This window comes from Pseudomonas arsenicoxydans, from assembly GCF_900103875.1.
Taxonomy (GTDB): Bacteria; Pseudomonadota; Gammaproteobacteria; order Pseudomonadales; family Pseudomonadaceae; genus Aquipseudomonas; species Aquipseudomonas arsenicoxydans.
Genome location: NZ_LT629705.1, coordinates 3528766 through 3546320 on the forward strand (window position 1 = coordinate 3528766; position 17555 = coordinate 3546320).

Annotated in this window: 14 protein-coding genes, 2 pseudogenes and 1 riboswitch; of the genes and pseudogenes, 8 read left to right on the plus strand and 8 right to left on the minus strand. The window is 58.1% G+C overall.

The features are described from left to right. Positions 1 to 145: 145 nt before the first annotated feature. Positions 146 to 880, plus strand: a pseudogene (locus BLQ41_RS16575) (IS5 family transposase). 275 nt (positions 881 to 1155) lie between these two features. Here the strand turns inward: BLQ41_RS16575 and BLQ41_RS16580 are convergent. From BLQ41_RS16580 to BLQ41_RS16595, 4 genes are all read right to left on the minus strand, one after another. Then, positions 1156 to 2154 (minus strand): NADP-dependent oxidoreductase, encoded by a 999-nt coding sequence (locus BLQ41_RS16580; protein WP_090182480.1) that lies wholly within the window; start codon positions 2152 to 2154, stop codon positions 1156 to 1158. 68 nt (positions 2155 to 2222) lie between these two features. Then, a complete protein-coding gene (locus BLQ41_RS16585) occupies positions 2223 to 3092 on the minus strand; it encodes an alpha/beta fold hydrolase (RefSeq protein WP_090182482.1) in 870 nt (289 codons plus the stop codon). 84 nt (positions 3093 to 3176) lie between these two features. Next, on the minus strand, positions 3177 to 3965 hold the full coding sequence (locus BLQ41_RS16590) for an SDR family NAD(P)-dependent oxidoreductase (RefSeq protein ID WP_090182484.1): 789 nt from the start codon (positions 3963 to 3965) through the stop codon (positions 3177 to 3179). A 54-nt stretch (positions 3966 to 4019) separates the two neighbouring features. Further along, positions 4020 to 5120, minus strand: a complete 1101-nt coding sequence (locus BLQ41_RS16595) for an alkene reductase (protein WP_090182486.1) — start codon at positions 5118 to 5120, stop codon at positions 4020 to 4022. A 148-nt stretch (positions 5121 to 5268) separates the two neighbouring features. Here BLQ41_RS16595 and BLQ41_RS16600 point away from each other — a divergent pair, with 148 nt between their 5' ends. Then, a complete protein-coding gene (locus BLQ41_RS16600; protein WP_197678889.1) occupies positions 5269 to 5856 on the plus strand; it encodes a TetR/AcrR family transcriptional regulator in 588 nt (195 codons plus the stop codon). Positions 5857 to 6086: 230 nt separating this feature from the next. Here the strand turns inward: BLQ41_RS16600 and BLQ41_RS16605 are convergent, their stop codons facing one another. The 4 genes from BLQ41_RS16605 to BLQ41_RS16620 all read right to left on the minus strand — a co-directional run bounded on the left by BLQ41_RS16605 (position 6087) and on the right by BLQ41_RS16620 (position 10966). Continuing rightward, entirely contained in the window at positions 6087 to 6296 is a 210-nt protein-coding gene (locus BLQ41_RS16605; protein WP_090182489.1) for a hypothetical protein, read from the minus strand. A gap of 129 nt (positions 6297 to 6425) precedes the next feature. Further along, positions 6426 to 6487: riboswitch (Fluoride riboswitch) on the plus strand. 206 nt (positions 6488 to 6693) lie between these two features. Continuing rightward, positions 6694 to 8181, minus strand: a complete 1488-nt coding sequence (locus BLQ41_RS16610; RefSeq protein WP_090182491.1) for a tyrosine-type recombinase/integrase — start codon at positions 8179 to 8181, stop codon at positions 6694 to 6696. A gap of 1158 nt (positions 8182 to 9339) precedes the next feature. After that, positions 9340 to 10047 (minus strand): cupin domain-containing protein, encoded by a 708-nt coding sequence (locus BLQ41_RS16615; RefSeq protein ID WP_090182492.1) that lies wholly within the window; start codon positions 10045 to 10047, stop codon positions 9340 to 9342. 61 nt (positions 10048 to 10108) lie between these two features. After that, on the minus strand, positions 10109 to 10966 hold the full coding sequence (locus BLQ41_RS16620; protein ID WP_090182494.1) for a GNAT family N-acetyltransferase: 858 nt from the start codon (positions 10964 to 10966) through the stop codon (positions 10109 to 10111). Positions 10967 to 11207: 241 nt separating this feature from the next. Between BLQ41_RS16620 and BLQ41_RS31225 the strand changes: the two are divergent. From BLQ41_RS31225 to BLQ41_RS16650, 6 genes and pseudogenes are all read left to right on the plus strand, one after another. After that, positions 11208 to 11518: pseudogene (locus BLQ41_RS31225) on the plus strand (aldehyde dehydrogenase family protein); the annotation flags it as partial. A 444-nt stretch (positions 11519 to 11962) separates the two neighbouring features. Continuing rightward, positions 11963 to 12631 (plus strand): haloacid dehalogenase type II, encoded by a 669-nt coding sequence (locus BLQ41_RS16630; RefSeq protein WP_090182495.1) that lies wholly within the window; start codon positions 11963 to 11965, stop codon positions 12629 to 12631. A gap of 43 nt (positions 12632 to 12674) precedes the next feature. Further along, a complete protein-coding gene (locus BLQ41_RS16635; RefSeq protein ID WP_090182497.1) occupies positions 12675 to 13949 on the plus strand; it encodes an NAD(P)/FAD-dependent oxidoreductase in 1275 nt (424 codons plus the stop codon). A gap of 93 nt (positions 13950 to 14042) precedes the next feature. Further along, positions 14043 to 15680 (plus strand): ABC transporter substrate-binding protein, encoded by a 1638-nt coding sequence (locus tag BLQ41_RS16640; protein ID WP_090182498.1) that lies wholly within the window; start codon positions 14043 to 14045, stop codon positions 15678 to 15680. A 45-nt stretch (positions 15681 to 15725) separates the two neighbouring features. Next, positions 15726 to 16682, plus strand: coding sequence for an ABC transporter permease (locus tag BLQ41_RS16645; protein ID WP_090182500.1), 957 nt, complete (start codon positions 15726 to 15728; stop codon positions 16680 to 16682). Further along, positions 16679 to 17554, plus strand: a complete 876-nt coding sequence (locus BLQ41_RS16650) for an ABC transporter permease (protein WP_090182502.1) — start codon at positions 16679 to 16681, stop codon at positions 17552 to 17554. The genes BLQ41_RS16645 and BLQ41_RS16650 overlap by 4 nt, the downstream gene beginning before the upstream one ends. Position 17555: the final 1 nt, after the last annotated feature.

Consider the following 17555-nt stretch of genomic DNA (forward strand, 5'->3'; position numbering starts at 1 on the left):
CGCTGGGCCGGGCTGCAATGAGACTGATCGAGGTTGTCAGCTAGATCTCTTGAATCAATCTCGTGACTCGGTATAGCGCGATACAGCCGGCGCTAGTTCGGACTGCAATGCCGACTAAGTACCCTTGAACTATTTTTGGGGCGGGATGAGGCTCTACTGGCTGCGCGATAATCAATGGGAGCACATCAAGATCTACTGCCGGGAAAAACCAGCGACCGAGGTGTCACTGCCCGCGATAGCCGCCCATTTGTTGAAACCGTATTGTGGGTGGCCCGAACCGACTCCCCTTGGTGTGATATGCCCGATAGCTATGGTCACTATCCGCTATGACCAATGGTCACGCAAAGGCGTTTGGCTGACTCTGATGGCCTCGCTCGCCAGGGAGGCAGACCTGGAACACCTAATGTTGGATGACAGCATTGTCCGCGTTCATCAGCATGGTGTCGCAACAAAGCACTACAGACTGCCGAAGCTATGGGTAAGTCCCGAGGTGGCTTGAGCACCAAGGTTCACGCAACCGTGGATGCCCTCTGTAATCCGCTGCGCCTGCTGTTAACGCCGGGGGCAAGCTTCGGAGTTTAAGCAAGCCGCAGCCCTGATTGACGGTTTTACCTGCGAAGCCGTTTTGGCAGACAAAGGCTATGACTCCGCCGCTTCGTCGATGTGATCCAATGTATGGGAGCTGAGGCTGACCCCATCCAAAAGGAATCGTCTGTACGCTCGCACACTGGATCGGCATCTCTATAAGGCGCGCAACCTGGTGGAGCGAATCTTCCTGAAGCTGAAGCAGTTCCGCCGGATAGCGATCCGATATGAGCGACTGGCCAAGAACTATCTGGCGATATTGAGCCTCGCGTCAGCCGTCATCTGGCTGGCCTGATTGAGAGCGCTCTGTAGCATCTGCCTAACCAGGTCGGTGGCCGAGGCGATTGATCCGAGTTCTGTAGTCTGATCTGTGGCCATCCATGCAACCCGTTTCGTCCTACTGCTCTAGCATCAAACTGCGCCAAACGATCACTGGCGGTTCAACAGATACAACTTCCGGTTGCAACTCTTCCTGTTTCTGCAACTCTGGCGGAGTCACCACGGATGATGGCTGCTGATGCGGAAAAAGTTGCGCGGCCTCTGCGGTCGACTCATCGATAGGCAGCGTAGTCATTTGATCGTCACAACGACCTTGCCCTTGGCTCGTCCCTGCTCGACGTACGTCAATGCTTCTCCCGTTGATTCAAAGGTGAAGGAGCGGTCAACCACAGGTTTGATGATTCCGGCCTCAATGAGCGCGGTGATTTGTTGCAGTTGGGCGCCATTGGCCCGCATGAACACGAACGTGTAGCTGACGTCCTGCTTGCGTGCCTTGCACCGAATACCGAGGCTCAGCAGGCGCATGACTTGCTTCAATGGCCAGGACAACCCTTGCTCCTGCGCGAACTGCGCAGAGGGTGGCCCTGAGATGGAAATGAGTTGGCCACCGGACTTGAGGACCTTGAGTGACGTCACCAGTACGTCCGCGCCGAGGCTGTTCAACACCACGTCGTAGTCGTGCAAGACACTTTCGAAGTTCTGCTGTGTGTAGTCGATCACCAGATCGGCCCCCAGCGCCTTCACCCATTCGACATTCGCGGTGCTGGTGGTGGTCGCGACAAAGGCGCCGAGGTGTTTGGCAAGTTGGATGGCGAGAGTGCCGACACCGCCGGAGCCGGCATGGATCAGCACTTTCTGGCCCTTTTTCAGTTGGGCGGTTTCGACCAGCACTTGCCAGGCGGTCAGTGCGACCAAGGGGATGGACGCAGCTTGTGTCATGTTGGTATTGGCAGGTTTCAGGGCGATCGCGTTTTCGTTCACGGCGATCAATTGGGCGAACGTCCCGATCCGCGCTTCGGGCGGGCGAGCGTAAACTTCGTCTCCCTGTTTGAACCGCTTCACTTGCGAGCCAACCTCAACCACTACGCCCGCCAGGTCATTGCCCAGTACTAGCGGAAATGAATAGGGCATAATCAGTTTGAATTCGCCTTTGCGGATCTTCGAGTCCAGCAGGTTGACGCTGCTGGCGTGCACCTCAATCAAGACGTCGTGGGCACCCACCGCGGGGGTGGGCGTTTCGCCAATGCGCCCGGTGTTCTTGCCATAGCGATCAATTAAAAATGCCTTCATCGTTGTGCGGCTCTTGTCGGTTGGAATGAGGGGGGGCGGAGCGTTTGCGGCGTTAATGTGCTGTGTTGTCAGGCATCAAGGAATGCCAGTGCCTTGGTCACAAAGTCAACGTAGTGCTGGAAAATGCCGCCGTGCCCGGCATCCTCATAAATGACCAGTTGCGCGTTGGGGATGCGGTTGGCCAGCGCAATCGAGTTAACGCTGGGCACCATGATGTCGTTGTCGCCGTTGACGATCAGCGTCGGCGTCCGCAAGCGCCCGAGGTTTTGGGGTGCCTGTTTGCCCCACGCGGTGATGGCTTTCAACTGCCGTAGGAAAGCACTGGGCGACGGGCCTTTGTCCCGATTTTTTTTGCGCTCTTTCAAGCGTTGCAAAAACAGCGATGCGGTTCGACGGCCATTGGGCGTCGAAGTAAAGAATAGGTAGAACTTGGGATCACGCAAGGTCAGCAAGCCTTTGAGCATCAATGGCCACGTCACCGAGCCGACCTTGTCGATACCGGTCCCGCCGGCCGGCCCGGTGCCGGCGAGAATCAAGCGGCGCACCAATTCGGGCGCCTTCAGGGCGATGTCTTGAGCGACGAAACCGCCGAGTGAAAAACCGAGCACATCGACGTTCTCGAAACCCAGCGCGCGTATCAATTGAATGGCATCATCTGCCATTTCGCCGACCGTCAGTGGAGCGGTTCCACCAGAGCCGCCGATGCCGCGATAGTCGGTGGCAATGACGCGTCGTGTTTGTGCCAGGCCATCGATGATCCGGGGGTCGAAGTTGTCCAGCACCGCGCCCCAATGATTGAACAGTACGAGGGGCACGCCGGTCTTGGGGCCGATGTCGCGATAGGCGAAGGGAATGCCGTTGACCCGGATCGACTGATTCGTTGCGTTGACGAACGACGTCTGCGAGCCCGCGGGGTTATTTGTTTTCGTGGGGGTCATGTCTACTCCGAACAAAGGCCCGTAGTTGATGCAGTGCCTTGGGCGCCTGCATCGAAACCTGCACGGGTGTTCGCTACAAAATGATCACTGTTGGGTCTGGTAGCGCCGGGCAACCGCAGACTGGCGGATTTGCTGCAGCAGGCCCTGACGTGCGGTCTGCAGGCCATCCCAGCGTTCAGCTTCATGCAGCGGCGGGATAGTCACCGGCTCACGCCGATCAAAACCGACCAGTGCGGCATCCACCAAATCGCTCACTTCCATGATTTCGTTCAAGGTGTTGATGTCGACGCCGGAGCGATCCCAGATCTCCGTGCGGGTGGCGGCCGGCAGCACGGCCTGCACGTAAACGCCCAGGGGCGAAAGTTCCAGGCTCAGGCCTTGGGAAAGGAACAGCACAAACGCCTTGGTCGCACCGTAGACCGACATGCCGAACTCCGGCGCCAGACCCACCACCGAACCGATGTTGATGATCGCACCGTCGCCTGCTTTGGCCAGGCGTGGAGCGATGGCGCTGGCGAGCCGCACCAGCGCCGTGGTGTTGAGGGCGACCAGTTGCGCAACGCTGTCGGTGCTTTGGTCGATGAAGTTGCCGGACAGAGCGGCGCCGGCGTTATTGACGAGAATGCCGATACGGGCGTCGTCGCGCAGGCGTACTTCAACGGTTGTCAGATCGCCGAGGTGGGTTAGATCCGCCGGAATCACATCGACGGCGACGCCGTGTTCGCTGCGCAATCGGGCTGCAAGTGCGTCAAGGCGTGCCTGGTCGCGGGCGACCACGACCAGATCGTGGCCGCGTTGCGCGAAGCGCTCGGCGTAGACGGCGCCGATGCCAGTGGAGGCGCCAGTGATGAGAACGGTAGGGCGAGTGCTCATGGGGTCATCTCTCTTTCAGGATGTGTGAAAACAGAAAGCGCGGTCACTGATTGCTCAGCTTGCGGTGGCGCTCGATTCAGCCAACGTCGGGTAGTCGATGTAGCCTGCCGAGCCGCCGCCATAGAGGGTGGCGGGATTGAAGGCGGACAACGGCGCGCCGCTCTTGAGGCGCTCCACCAGATCCGGGTTGCCAATGAACGGGCGACCGAACGCAATCAGATCGGCCTGGTCTTCGGCGAGCCGCGAAATCGCCAGGTCCAGGTCATAGCCGTTGTTGGCGATGTAGGTATGTTTGAAGCGCTGGCGCAGGGCGCCGAAATCGAATGGCGCCACGTCACGCGGGCCGCCGGTCGCGCCTTCGACCACGTGCAGATAAACGACGCCGAGGGCGTTGAGTTGATCGACGACGTAATCGAATTGCGCCTGCGGATCACTGCTGGAAACGCCATTGGCCGGCGACACCGGCGACAAGCGCACACCGGTGCGATCCGCGCCGATTTCATTGACGACGGCGGCCGTTACTTCAAGCAACAGACGAGCACGATTTTCAATCGAGCCGCCGTAAGCATCGGTACGCAAGTTGGCGCTGTCCTTGAGGAATTGATCCAGCAAATAGCCGTTCGCGCCGTGAATCTCCACGCCATCGAACCCGGCGGCGGCGGCGTTTGCCGCGGCCTGGCGGAAATCGGAGACGATCCCCGGTAGTTCGCTGATATCCAGTGCGCGCGGCTCGGAGACATCTTCAAAGCGGTTGTTGACGAACACTTTGGTGGCGGCGCGCAACGCAGAAGGGGCCACGGGAGCGGCGCCGCTTTCTTGCAGATCAACGTGCGACACACGGCCGACATGCCAAAGTTGCAGGAAGATTTTTCCGCCCTTGGTGTGGACGGCATCGGTCACTTTGCGCCAGCCATCTATCTGCGCCTGCGTGTAGATTCCGGGGGTGTCCTGATAGCCCTGGCCCTGTTGGGAAATCTGCGTGGCTTCGCTGATCAGCAAGCCTGCGCTTGCGCGTTGGCTGTAATAGGTGGCCGCGAACTCGCTTGGCACAAAGCCTTCGCCTGCCCGGTTGCGTGTCAGTGGCGCGAGGACGACACGGTTCGACAGCGTGAGAGCGCCAAGCGTGTAAGGGGTGAACAGATTCTGGTCGGTCATTTGGTCATTCTTCCGTGCCCGTTGATGGAGATCGGTTGTGCGTGCAATTATGATGGCGATCATAATCTAAACTGTCAACAATTTTGATTATGACCAACATCTATGTATCATTCGCGCATGATTTCCCAGTGGACATGAGGTATTGCACGTGAGAGTGACCAAAGCCCAGGCGCAGGCCAATCGGGAGCACATCGTTGAGACGGCCTCTGAGCTGTTCCGTGAGCGCGGCTTCGACGGCGTCGGTGTGTCGGATCTCATGGCCGCTGCCGGTTTCACTCACGGAGGTTTCTACAAGCATTTCGGTTCGAAGGCCGACCTGATGGCCGAAGCCTCGGCCAGCGGCCTTTCCAAATCGTTGGAAGGTGCTGAATCGCTCGATATTCCGGGCTTCATTGACGTCTATGTGACGAGGGAACATCGGGACGGACGTGGCAGCGGTTGCACCATGGCCGCGTTGTGTGGCGACGCGGCGCGTCAATCGGATGATTTGAAAGCGACGTTTGCCGAAGGGATCGAGCACACCCTGCAAACACTAGGGGACAAATATCCGACAAGGCCGGATGCCGCTTCAGGTGAGGGGAGAAAGAAAATGATCGACCTGTTGTCTCGTGCTGTCGGTGCGATTATTTTGTCGCGTGCCTGCCCGGATGATTCCGCGCTGGCTGACGAGATCCTTGAGGTGTGCCACGCTGAAATGTTTGCTTCGTTGCCGAATGATGATGTGGAAGCGGTTTAGAAGGGCGGCTTATTCAACGCGTAGTGTTCGGTTGAAGTTCGATTTTATGCTCGGACCAGAACGTCAATTTGGGGTCGAAAGCTGCGGCTCACGAATGACGGCTTTTTTGGCTGTGGATTCAACCGGTCGAGTTGCAGCAGCAATTTTCAGTCAGTCACCCTGGGATTGTTTGGAGACTTGTGCCCGCGGAGGCATTAAGCGGCGCGCGGCATGTGCGCCAACAGACGGCGTCACTCCGGCGCCATCAGCACCGCGAGTGTCATTTTGATGAACTTTTCGTTTTTGCTGATTGTGTCTAGCGCACCGCGAACATTCTCGGCGACTTCAGCAGAACCTCGATGCTCGACCCAAAGTGTTAGCTCCATGATGGCAGCTTCGAGGGCGAGTTGGTTTTGATTGATCTTGAAAAGCAGGGAAGGGAGCAGGTCTGAATTGGTCATTGGTTGTTCTCCGTGTGAGGACAGCGTAGCAGTAGGAAAATTTGAGATGACCAATTGTCTAAACGCTACGATTAAACCAGTTCATACGAACTCGTTGTACCTTGAAAGTCTTACAGTTGCTGCTATAGGATGAGAACAGGAGATGGCATTCCTCCTTTAACCGCCTTTGTGCTGATGATGCCTACGTGAACCCTCGACAGGGTGCGTAGGTGTGTCTCCCTGTCCTCCAATTTAGGACAGGATCGTGACTCAAAACCTCATATCAGCTCCCTCTCTTAGTGCGCGTGTTGGCTCCGACGCCGAATTGACCTACTTGCCGAGATGTCACTGACCCATTCTGACTCCTCACAAACCATTGCCTGTTCTACATTGGTGTCTATTTGAGGTGGGGGCAGTCTTACATCGGCACTTGGTTCAATTTGGCGTCGGCGCCTACAGGTGGTAGGGATCCAGTCGCGGTGTACGCTGGAAATGACATCATTGGCTCGGTTGGTTGATGTTCGTAGGTCGAGGACAAGACAGCACTGAGTCGATCACCCAGCAGATTCCAGGCGTGTTTCTTCTCTTCGGCATAGTCGTGATGCAAGTAATGGCGCCTGACCCGAGAGCCAGCCAGCACATGATTTTGGCAGCGGTCGATAACGTCCAGGCTGACCCCTAAGGCCTGCATCATGGTCGCGCCCGTGCGGCGCAGGTCATGCGGCGTCCAGTCGCCGTTTTGGCCGTCGGCCAGGACCAGGGTGTCGTCATGACGCCGTCTGGAGAGAGCCTTACGGTTTTTGAACCGGGCTTGACGATCACCGACCTGTTTACTCACTACCTTTACGTCCACATGCCCATCATCCTGCTTGTTAGGAAAGCACCACTGAGTATCGCCCGTGAGGGTCTTGAGTTCCTGAAAGAAATGCAGCGCGAAGGGGGAGAGGAAGACATGGTGGTCCTGCTTCTTGCCCCGGGTGCCTTTGACGTTTTCACTGGGGAGGAACCAGGTCTGCCGGTCGAGATCGACATTCTTCCATTCGGCTTGGAGCAACTCACCAATCCGGCACAGCGTGCCCAGGCTGATCCAGAGCGCGAGCTGCGTTTCCTTCTTTAGCGGTCGAATTCCGTCGTATTTTTGGCCCGCAGGGAGGGCGTCGTAATCGGCGGTCATTTGTTGGAAGAGGTTGTGCAGTTCCAACAGCTCCGCCGGGGAAAGGATGCGGCTTCTTTCGGCTTCGTAGTCGGCAGGGATCAATGGGGAGATGTCGACCAGTTCCGTCGGATCGCCCTCGACCAATAAGGCTCGCCAAGGTTGGCGCTTTCTGGCCCAGCTGAACATCTGGGTGAGGTCGGCAAAGAAACTGATGGCTTGGCGGTGAGCGCCGCGGTTGACCACGGCCCGGATCAGCGCCCGAACATCGTGTTCGGACACACTGTTCACTGCTGTCCTGCCCAGTGCCGGGAATAGGTCCTTGTTAAAGCGTCGTTGCAACTCGGCATTGCCGTCTTTGCGCGCCACGCCATCCAACAGCCACGCCTTGGCCAAATCTTGGACGGTCAGCGTTTGAACCTTCGTCGTTTTTACCTGTTCAGCCTCTAAGTTAGCCGCGGCGTATGCCTGTGCCTTGGCGGTTTTCTTGTGTTCGTTGGGATTGATTTGCTCATCAATGAGTGCTCGGGCCTGGTTACGGGCTTTACGGATGTCCGTCAGGGATTTGCGCGGCCAGGTTCCGCAGGCGTACTCTTTGTTCTGGTCGCCCCAGCGATAGCGATAGAAAAAGCTGACCGAGACGCCGCCCTTACGCAGGGAAATTCGACCCGCGAGATTGCCATCCTCCCGGAGGATTCGACCGGCATCATTGGCGGTCAGCGACTCAAGTTCTTTGATGGTAATTTTGGCCATGAAATGGACTCCCCCTACTTTTACCCCCACAAAAACGTCGGCTCTGGATGGACGTTACTGGACTCTCGTAGAGCAGAACACCGCTGGAGCTCAAGTAAATACTAGCTTAGAAAAATCCAGAGTAAACTTTTGGGATCTTTCAAGAAGTATGAAAAAGGAGATGGGGTGCTAGGGGTCGAGTGTTCGAATCACTCCGTCCCGACCATATAATTCAAAAGGGTCGCGAGATTTTATCTCGCGACCCTTTTTTATTAGTAAGTGTTTTACCCCACAAAAAGACTGGCTCTGGGTTCTATTCGGCATCGGTGTCAATAATCAACGCGAACTGGTGTGAGTTCACGCCGCTTTTGGCCCTTTTTCGCGCTGCCTTTGGCACCAATCCTGTCTGATATTTCTCTTCCTTTCTCCGCTTTTTCGCATGTCAGATAGCCCTTGCCAAACGCCCTGTTTCCGGGCGATTAGGGCGTTTTTCCTCACCCGCTCCGCGGCGCTAAACCCTGGAAGCTCAGTTCCGATTCTTCGTTCTTAAAGGTCACCATCCCAAATCAGCGAAACCGGCTGTACGTCACGCGGGCCGTGCCTTTGAAGACAAACGGAAGCACCTTTAGGCCGGACTTCCGATTGTGCGCTAGGGAAACGGAACAGAGCGCGGGGAGGGCGCATCTATTCGAATTGATTGCTGACGGGCTGTGGGCCTTCTGAAGACCCGTTGATTACAAGGCCCAGGGGCCGATTTGGAATCAAACCATCGCGTCCGAGAGCCTGACGGATACCTCCAAATTCGACGTTTTTGGGCCCAAACCGCAGTGCCAAACAGACCGCAAATTCACCCGACTTCTTGCTGTTTTGGTGACAAACCATTTTGCAGGTAGTTGGCACCGATTGAGTGCCGCTGAACCCTCGAAAGATCCGTCGGCCGCGGCTTCTAGCGGTCAGCTCGGAATCTCTTGCAAGGTCCTGGTCGGTGCCAAATCCGCTGCTAACTCACAACTGGGGTGGCGATGCCTTGACCGCCGTCGTTACGATGGATTTTTCCTGGCGTTTGCTGAGATCAAAATATTGATCTCAGCAATCAGGTCATCGACCGCCGAGAGCATGAATTCGATCGTTGTTTCATCAACGAATCTTCCATCCCGGCATTTTTTTGACCATTGGTGTCTATTTAACTGCATACACCTTGCGCACATACCCTGTGCTTTTCCAGGCGCACGGTACACCCTGCGCGACGAACACGCTGTCACCGGCGTTGACTGTAACGCTTGATCCGTCAGATCCCTGTAGGGTCACGCTGCCTTCGATCAAGTACATCAGTTCATTGAGCTTGTGCGCTCGGCCGTGTCGCTCGTAAGGCGTCGAGTCCCAGACCCCGACGCGCAGATTGGTTGCCGCATCCTCGAAGGCATTACGTGAACGGCATTGCGGCGTCGGGCCGATCAATATTTGCGGTTCTGGTGGGGAGGAAGGGGACAGCATCGCCAGCGGATCCAGCATGGTCAGGCCGGGCGTCGGAGTTACGGTGGTCATACTACAAAACGCCCATTGCGTTCCGATGTTCGCCTCGATCTGTAGCGCGGTCCCGCGACCGATCACTGCGCTTGCGCCGACACCCAATTGCAGTGTCTGCTCCTCGGTTTTTAGCACGACGTGACCGGCATGGATCACGATCACTTCTGTGTGTGGGAAGTCGTCGATATCAAGCACATCATCGATTGCCACAATGCCGGCAGACACGCCGTCGGTCCCGGACCAGGCGACCTGACGACAGTCAATCAATGGATCGGCAGCACTCAATGGCAGCGATTTGAAAGGTGTGACAACGCGACTGCCGTCGGCTCGAGCTAACAGTAAAACGGTAGGTTGGGGCATGCGGGTGACGCTCCATGCAAATAAAAGTGTTGGGTGGTAAGTGGTCTGTCACGACAAGCGATCAGGCGATGGCTTGGGTGACCAGGGCAAACTGGCGCACGCCGTTGCTGGCTTGCGGCGGTGTGCCACGGGCCATTTGCGCCACGGTATCGACCTGTTTTAAGCCGGCGGTTTCCAGCCAGTCGCTCAAGCCACAATCCGCCGGAATGTCGATACGCACGAAGGTGTCCGGCACTTGGGCCAGTAACACGCTGATCAGATGTTGAGCTTGTTCAAGGTTCTCGCAGACCACCGGGCCAATAACGCGACCCCGGCCGTAGGGACGCAACATGGCGAAGGCACGCAGTTGGCCATCGCGCTCAATGCCCACCGAATGCTCGACGACCTCGAGCAGGTCGGTGATCACGGTACTGCGCTCCAGCCCGGTACCGGCGTTAGCCAGTTCCAGCACGCGCGCCTTATCGGCGTCATGCAGTGGGCGACATTTTTCACCATCGGCCAATGGGGTAATTGCCGGGACTTGCGCCTGACCTTGGTGCTGCAGAATCCGACCGAACTCGACGAAGCCCTGGCTCACGTAAAGCGGGGCTCCGGCCAAGGTTGCGTTCAAAACCGGGATGCGTGGCTGGCACGCATCAAGCGCCCGTTCCATCAATTGGCGTCCGATCCCCTTGCCTTGATAGGCGTCGCTCACGATCACCAACCCGATGGTGGAGAAATCACCCTGGGGGCATGCGAATGCGGTGCCGATCAGGCGCTCGCCATCGAGCGCCACAAAGCCGTCGCTGATCCGCAGCAGCATGGCCCAGTCATCCAGCCGATGGGGCCACTTCAATTGCACGGACAACGCGTGGGCTGCCGGGAGATCCTCAACCGTCATAGGGCGATAACCATAAGTGGATTGTTGCGAGGCGGACATGGCGAGTCTCCGTTAAATAGTGTTCACGAGCGGCCGGATTTCCAGCGCGATGGTGCCTGTATCCCATCTGCATGAAGGGCTGACAAGAGGGCGTTGTACATTCGGCAGATTCCGCGAGGCAGAGGCCGCAAGACCACATTTACTACTTAATCGCATGGCAAGGTCGGCAGCAAATGCCTGGGCTTTTTTTCTACTATGGAAACAGAGTAAATGACTCGCCGGCCCATATCTGGAGCGCTCCATGGATAGTTTTGATCCTCGTCTAATCGCTGTGCGTAGCGCTCATTTTATTGGCGGCCAATACCGCGATGCTCAGCCTGTACTGGAGGTGGTGCGGACGGTCAGGTGTATGCCGGATTGCCGAAGCCAACCTTGGTGGATGAGGCCGTCAACGATGCCTGGCAGGCGTTCAACTGCAGTGATTGGTCCCTCCGTCCACCTCGGGAGCGGGCGCGGGTAATGCGTCGTTGGGCCGATCTGATCGAAGCGGATGCCGAGACTCTCGCACCGCTTGAAGCGGGTTCGACCCGACCACATAAAGACGTGTTGGCCTGACATTCGAAGCCAATTTGCGTTTCAAAAGCGTGCAGATCGACATCCTCCAATAACATCATGATTCCGCAGGTAGCTGGGCAGCCGGAGAGAGCTGGCAGGCTCCAAACCACAGCAAACGGGCGCTTCCTCAGGGGGGCGCCCGTTTTCGTTCAGACCGGCGCAGTTTCTGCGGTTAATGACGGCACGCGCGGGTCGTACAGGGTTATAGAGGTCCATAAAAGCGCACAAATACGGGCTTTGCCCAAGGTAGGAGCGCGCCGCAAAGTCTGCTGGGGGGGGAGGCTAAAACGGTGGTTTGTATCGAGTAGAGGTCGCTTTTAACGCCATCTGCTGAATTCACGGTGTTGTAATGACGGTGTGCTGCAGCGTTGCATCACAGCTTCTCGAATGAAGCGAATGCTAGTCACGCCATGACCTAAACGAACTTCAGGACCGCACTCAATGAGCTTTCTTCGCCCCAAATTCATTACGTTCGACTGCTACGGTACACTGACCAATTTTCACATGGGCACGATGACTCGCGAGATTTTCGCTGATCGTGTTCCTGCGGCGCAGATGGACCAATTCGTCAAGGATTTCTCGGCCTATCGCCTGGATCAGGTCATGGGTGACTGGATGCCTTATGACGAAATCCTCAAGACCGCCCTGGCCCGGACCTGCAAGCGTTGGGGTATCGAATACCGCGACGAAGGCCAGCTGTATTACGACGCCGTACCCACCTGGGGCCCGCACCCTGACGTGCCGGCAGGTCTGTCGAAAATCGCCGACAAAATTCCCCTGGTCATTTTCTCCAACGCCAGCAACAGCCAGATAATGTCCAACGTCGACAAGCTCGGCGCGCCGTTCCATAAGGTCTTCACCGCCGAACAGGCACAGGCTTACAAGCCACGTCTGGCCGCCTTTGAGTACATGCTCGACAACCTCAACTGCGGCCCGGAAGACATCTTGCATGTGTCCTCCAGCTTCCGTTATGACCTGATGCCGGCCCATGACATGAAGATCAAAAACAAGGCGTTTGTCGCCCGTGGTCATGAAGTTCCTGCCAATGCCTTCTACAGCTACCAGCAAATCCCCGACATCGGCGGGCTGGCGGCGTTGGTCGGTCTTTGAGTTGTAACGTAATGGCACTTTTCCTGGCATAGGCGGATTAGACATGGGCAGTGAATCCTACTGGCTCGACACCGCACCGGCGTTCACCGGTGCCCAGCTCGGCGCGTTGCCCGGGCAGGTCGACGTGGCCATCGTCGGTGGCGGTTTCACCGGCCTGGCGGCGGCTCGGGCGTTGGCCTTGAAAGGCGCCAGTGTCGTAGTGCTGGAGGCCGGGCGGGTGATCGGTGAAGCCTCTGGACGCAACGGCGGCCAGTGCAACACCGGGGTAGCCCAGGACTACGCCGGTCTTAGTGCCAGCCTCGGTGTCGACAAGGCTCGGGCCTATTACAAGGCTTACGAAAGTGCGGTGCAGAGCGTGGTGTCGCTGGTAGATCAGGAGCAAATCGCCTGCGATCTGATCCGTAACGGCAAGCTGAAACTGGCAGCCAAGCCGATGCACTACGAAGGACTGGCACGAACCTGCGAACTGATTCGCCGGGAAGTCGATGCCGATGTCGAGTTGCTAAGCGCCGAACAGACCCGCACTGAAGTGAGTTCGGCGCAGTTCCACGGTGGCTTGCTGCAACGCAACGGTGTGCAGATGCACGTCGGGCGCTTCGGTGTCGGCCTGGCGGAAGCGGCGGCACGACATGGTGCGCTCATTCATCAAGGCACCTCGGTAATGGACTGGAAAGCCCGGGCTGGCGGATATCAGGTCAACACAAGCAAGGGTTCGCTGCACGCCGGGCAGGTGCTGCTGGCCACCGGTGCCTGTCAGCACGGCGGTTTGGGCTGGTATCGGCGGCGGATCGTGCCGGTGGGCAGTTTTGTCATTGCCACCGAAGTGCTGCCCCAGTGGTTGATCGACCAACTGCTGCCAGGCAAACGCGCCTATGTCACCAGCCGCATGATCGGCAACTATTTCCGCTTGACCCCGGACAACCGTCTGCTGTTCGGCGGTCGTGCGCGGTTTGCCATGTCCGACAGCGTCAATGACGCCAAGAGCGGCAAGGTGCTGCAAGCAGCGATGGTGCAGATGTTCCCGCAGTTGGCCAACGTGAAAATCGATTACTGCTGGGGCGGGCTGGTCGACATGACTTCCGACCGTTTGCCTCGGGCCGGTCAGCACGGCGGGGTTTATCACTCCATGGGCTACAGCGGTCACGGGGTGCAGATGTCTGTGCACATGGGCCAGGTCATGGCCGAGGTCATGGACGGCAAGGTCGAGGCCAACCCCTGGCGCGAACTGGACTGGCCGGCGATTCCCGGGCATTTCGGCAAACCGTGGTTCCTGCCGCTGGTGGGCGCTTATTACCGGTTCCAGGATTATTTACATTGAATTTGAAGTTGTGGCTTCACCGTCGTTTGCGTTTCAAGACGCTCCGGACAACCGCGAGCATGAGCCTTCTCATTATCGACAGGTACAGCTGATATGACTGACAACAAAATCGACTCGAAACTGATCTCCGGCCAAGAAAGCCTGAGAGTATTCGAAGGCCTCAATCGCGGCATGTCACGCCGCAGTGCCTTGCAAATGCTGGGGGTCGCCGGGGTGGCTGCCGCAGGCGCCGGTAGCCTGTTCGGCGCCGCCGGCAAACTGTTTGCCGACGAAGCCGCGAGTCCTGGCAAAGGCAAACCGGGCGGGCGGATTCGAGTCGCCGGCATGACCAGTTCCACCGCCGATACGTTAGACCCGGCCAAAGGTTCCTCATCCACAGACTACGCGCGCCATTTCATGTTCTACAACGGCCTGACCCGTTTCGACAGCCATATGGTGCCGCAATTGGAGTTGGCCGAGCGCATCGAAACCAGTGACGCCACGCTCTGGGTGATTACCTTGCGCAAAGAGGTGACCTTCCACAATGGCAAGGCTCTGACAGCCGCTGACGTGGTGTTTTCTCTATTGCGGCACAAGGACCCAATCACGGGTTCCAAGGTCATGCCTCTGGCGGAGCAGTTTGCCGAGATCAAGGCCACGGGCACCAACGAAGTGCAGATCCGTCTGAGCGGCCCGAATGCCGAGCTGCCGTCGATGCTCGCAGTTTCACATTTGTTAATCGTTCCCGAAGGCACCACCGACTTCAACCAGGGAATCGGCACCGGGCCGTTCAAGGCCAAGGAGTTCAAACCGGGTGTGCGTTCGCTTGCTGTGCGCAACACCGACTATTGGAAACCAGGTCTGCCTTACCTGGACGAAATCGAATTTATCGCCATTGGCGATGAACCCTCGCGGATCAATGCGTTGCTGTCGGGCGACGTGCAGATCATCAACGAAGTCAACCCGCGCTCGACGGTGCGTATCAAGGCCAGCGCCAAGCACCGGGTCGTCGATGCGCCGTCGGGCAACTACACTGACTTGATCATCCGTCAGGATCAGTTGCCCGGCAAAAGCCCTGAATTCACCCAGGCCATGAAGTACCTGATTGACCGCGAACAGATCAAATCCGCGGTGTTCCGTGGCTTCGCGGTCGTGGGTAACGACCATCCGATTGCCCCGGGTTCGCGCTACTACAATGCCGATCTGCCGCAGACCGTCTACGACCCGGAAAAAGCCAAATTCCTGCTGAAGAAGGCCGGCATGGAAAACATCAGCATGCCGGTGGCGGCATCGCCGGCCGCCACCGGTTCGGTGGACATCGCAGTGCTGTTGCAACAGTCGGCGAAACAGGCCGGGCTCAAGCTCGACGTCAACCGTTTGCCGAGTGACGGCTACTGGTCCAACCACTGGATGAAGCACCCGTTGAGCTTCGGCAACATCAACCCACGGCCGAACGCCGACGTGATGTTCTCGCAGTTCTTCCAGTCGAAAGCGCCGTGGAACGAATCCGGTTGGCAGAACGATCAGTTCGACCAGTTGCTGATGCTCGCTCGCGGTGAAACCGACGACGCCAAGCGCAGCAAGATGTACGCGGACATGCAAACCCTGGTGCATGACCACTGTGGTATCGGCGTGCCAGTGTTTATCAGCAACATCGACGGTGTCGACCAGCGCGTCAAGGGCTACGGCAGCAACCCGCTGGGCGGCTTCATGGGCTACATGTTCGCTGAGCAGGTCTGGCTGGACGCTTGATGGATGCTCGGTTGGTACGTCAAGGACAGTGCAGGAGGGTAGGCGATGAATAGCAACACACTGTGGTTGATCGGCCGGCGTCTGGGCGCCGCGATCGTGACTTTGTTGATCGTGTCCATGGTCGTGTTTGCGATCACGGCGGTCCTGCCGGGGGACGCGGCGCAACAATCCCTCGGACAGTTCGCCACGCCGGAACAGGTGGCGGCGCTGCGCCTGAAACTGGGGCTCGATCAGCCCGGTGTGCTGCGTTACTTGCACTGGTTGATGAACCTGCTCAGCGGTGACATGGGGGTGTCGGTGTCCAACGCCATGCCGGTCAGCGATTTGATGGCCGGCCGCGTGCCGAACACCCTGATGCTGGCGGCCGCTACGGCGCTGGTGTCGGTGCCGGTGGCATTGATTCTGGGCATCGGCTCGGCGATGGCGCGCGGTGGGCGCATAGACAGCTTCCTGAGCTTTTTCACCCTGGCCATGGTCGCCGTCCCGGAGTTTCTGGTGGCGACCCTGGCGGTGCTGATTTTTGCGGTAAACCTGGGCTGGTTGTCGGCGTTGTCCTATGCCAGCGACATCACCTCACCCTGGCAATTCATGCGTACTTACGCCTTGCCGGTGATGACGCTGTGCTGCGTCATCGTCGCGCAAATGGCCCGGATGACCCGGGCTGCGGTGATCGACCAGCTCGACAGCCCTTACGTGGAAATGGCTCGGCTCAAAGGCGTCGGCCCGATGCGCATCGTGCTGCGCCATGCCTTGCCCAATGCCATAGGGCCAATTGCCAACGCGATCGCCCTGAGCCTGTCGTACCTGCTGGGCGGGGTGGTGATTGTCGAGACGATCTTCAACTATCCCGGCATCGCCAGCCTGATGGTCGATGCCGTGACCAACCGTGACATGGCGCTGGTTCAGGCCTGCACCATGCTGTTTTGTACGGCATACCTGGTGCTGGTGCTACTCGCCGACCTTTGCGCGATTCTGTCTAACCCGAGGCTGAGAAACCAATGAACAATCTCATTGTGAAATCGACGCCTGCGACCCCCGACCTGTCGGCTGGCAAGGGGACTCATGGCCCGGGCTGGCTGGGTCTGATCGGGGCTGCGATGTGCGTTATCTGGTTGCTGGTGGCGATCTTCGGCCCGTGGTTGGCACCACACCCGGTGGGCGAAGTGGTCTCCGATAATGTCTTCGACAGCATCAGCGCCCTTTACCCGTTCGGCACTGATTACCTTGGGCGTGACATGCTTAGTCGCATCCTCGTAGGTGCACGGTTCACCGTTGGCCTGGCGTTGATCGCGGCGGTGTTGGCCAGCGGCCTGGGTACCAGTTGCGCGCTACTGTCTGTGGTTTCGCCCAAATGGCTGGACGAAGTGATCAGTCGCTTGATGGACGCGTTCATTTCGATCCCGAGCAAGATGCTGGCATTGATCATGGTCTCGGCTTTCGGCTCCTCAGTGACCTTGCTGATTTGCACCGCCGTATTGAGTTTCACCCCTGGCGCGTTTCGCATTGCGCGCAGCATGGCGGTGAACATCGAGGCGCTGGAATACGTGCAAGTGGCCCGTACCCGTGGTGAGCGCCGGTTGTACATCGCTTGCGTGGAAATTTTGCCCAACATGCTCAATCCGGTGTTGACCGACCTTGGCCTGCGCTTTGGCTTCATCGTGTTGCTGCTCAGCGGCATGAGTTTCCTCGGCCTCGGCGTGCAGCCTCCAGATGCCGACCTCGGTTCGCTGGTGCGGGAAAATATCGGCGGCCTCAATCAGGGCGCGCCGGCCATCGTGATTCCGGCCCTGGCCATCGGCACCCTGACCATCGGCGTGAATTTGTTTATCGACAGACTGTCGTCCCGACGTAGTCGCCGTACGGGAGGACATTGAA

Excerpts from the sequence above, each read along its gene's own strand:
- BLQ41_RS16580 (WP_090182480.1), bottom strand. The coding sequence starts at position 2,154 with ATGAAGGCATTTTTAATTGATCGCTATGGCAAGAACACCGGGCGCATT.
- BLQ41_RS16585 (WP_090182482.1), bottom strand. The coding sequence starts at position 3,092 with ATGACCCCCACGAAAACAAATAACCCCGCGGGCTCGCAGACGTCGTTC.
- BLQ41_RS16590 (WP_090182484.1), bottom strand. The coding sequence starts at position 3,965 with ATGAGCACTCGCCCTACCGTTCTCATCACTGGCGCCTCCACTGGCATC.
- BLQ41_RS16595 (WP_090182486.1), bottom strand. The coding sequence starts at position 5,120 with ATGACCGACCAGAATCTGTTCACCCCTTACACGCTTGGCGCTCTCACG.
- BLQ41_RS16605 (WP_090182489.1), bottom strand. The coding sequence starts at position 6,296 with ATGACCAATTCAGACCTGCTCCCTTCCCTGCTTTTCAAGATCAATCAA.
- BLQ41_RS16610 (WP_090182491.1), bottom strand. The coding sequence starts at position 8,181 with ATGGCCAAAATTACCATCAAAGAACTTGAGTCGCTGACCGCCAATGAT.
- BLQ41_RS16615 (WP_090182492.1), bottom strand. The coding sequence starts at position 10,047 with ATGCCCCAACCTACCGTTTTACTGTTAGCTCGAGCCGACGGCAGTCGC.
- BLQ41_RS16620 (WP_090182494.1), bottom strand. The coding sequence starts at position 10,966 with ATGTCCGCCTCGCAACAATCCACTTATGGTTATCGCCCTATGACGGTT.
- BLQ41_RS16630 (WP_090182495.1), top strand. The coding sequence starts at position 11,963 with ATGAGCTTTCTTCGCCCCAAATTCATTACGTTCGACTGCTACGGTACA.
- BLQ41_RS16635 (WP_090182497.1), top strand. The coding sequence starts at position 12,675 with ATGGGCAGTGAATCCTACTGGCTCGACACCGCACCGGCGTTCACCGGT.
- BLQ41_RS16640 (WP_090182498.1), top strand. The coding sequence starts at position 14,043 with ATGACTGACAACAAAATCGACTCGAAACTGATCTCCGGCCAAGAAAGC.
- BLQ41_RS16645 (WP_090182500.1), top strand. The coding sequence starts at position 15,726 with ATGAATAGCAACACACTGTGGTTGATCGGCCGGCGTCTGGGCGCCGCG.
- BLQ41_RS16650 (WP_090182502.1), top strand. The coding sequence starts at position 16,679 with ATGAACAATCTCATTGTGAAATCGACGCCTGCGACCCCCGACCTGTCG.